General features: G+C 53.3%; 1 protein-coding gene. It reads right to left on the reverse strand.

The features are described 5' to 3' along the window. On the reverse strand, window positions 1-687 hold a 687-nt coding region (locus N2315_09475), incomplete at its 3' end, for a glycoside hydrolase family 3 protein (protein MCX7829400.1). Window positions 688-1,121: the final 434 nt, after the last annotated feature.

Raw genomic sequence — 1,121 nt, forward strand, 5'->3', positions numbered from 1 at the left:
GTGTATAAGAGACAGGCAATCGGAGACTACATGACCAGCAAAGCCCCACTCCTCCCGGAGTTTTTTCTGCAAAAGGAAGGGACTTCCGCAGGCGGGCTCCCCATTCACCCGGTTATAAGCCCCCATGACGCTTTCCACCCCTGCCTGAACCAGGGCTTTAAAGGCGGGGAGGTATGTTTCTTCCAGATCCTTTGGACTTACCCGGGCGTCAAAGGTATGACGTAACCCTTCAGGACCGGAGTGTACCGCATAGTGTTTGGCACAGGCTGCGGCCCTGAGGTAATAGGGATCATCCCCCTGGATACCCCGCACAAAGGCGGTCCCCATCTGGCTTGTCAGGTAGGGATCCTCTCCATAGGTTTCCTGCCCCCGTCCCCAGCGGGGGTCCCGAAAGATGTTGATATTGGGGGCCCAAAAGGTAAGCCCCCGATGGTATTTATCTGCCTGATTTTTTCCTACGGCGTTGAACTTTGCCCGGGCTTCCAGGGAAATCGCCGTGGCCACCCGGTGTACCAGATCGGGATCGAAGGTGGCACCCAGGGCTATGGCCTGGGGAAAAACCGTGGACTCCCCGTTGTTTGCCACCCCGTGGAGAGCCTCGTTCCACCAGTTGTAATCGGGGATCCCCAGGCGGGGGATCCCTCGAGCTCGGTGGATCATGAGTCCCATCTTTTCTTCGAGACTCATCTCACGGATCAACGCCTGTATCCGTTCTTGATGGTTCTGAGAGCCTTCTGTCTGTTTTGTCATGAAACAACTCCTTCTCTTCTTCCGCGAAGCGGAAGGGCACTCTTTGGGCTTTTTCCCCTCAGGGGATAATTTTTAGGAGCGCCCTTTTAGCATAGTTTTTTCTTTTTCTTTTCGCTATAGGAGTTTTTTCTGATAGAGACCTAGAAAGGCCCCGCTGAATCGAACTACCTCCCGTCGCGCATCCTTTCTGTCATTGTTAATAAATGGGCCGACCCTTTTCATCGGGGATGCCACTTTTTCGGTAGAAAAAGCTGTTAATCACATCCCGCCACTGTCGGGCATTTTCTTCCTGCTGCACAAAACGTTGCTGTACTTCGGTAAAGACAACCGGATCAACAGAGCCTTCTAAACGGTTCCACTCTTCCTGAAGT

This window comes from Thermanaerothrix sp. (assembly GCA_026417795.1).
Taxonomy (GTDB): domain Bacteria; phylum Synergistota; class Synergistia; order Synergistales; family Synergistaceae; genus Thermanaerovibrio.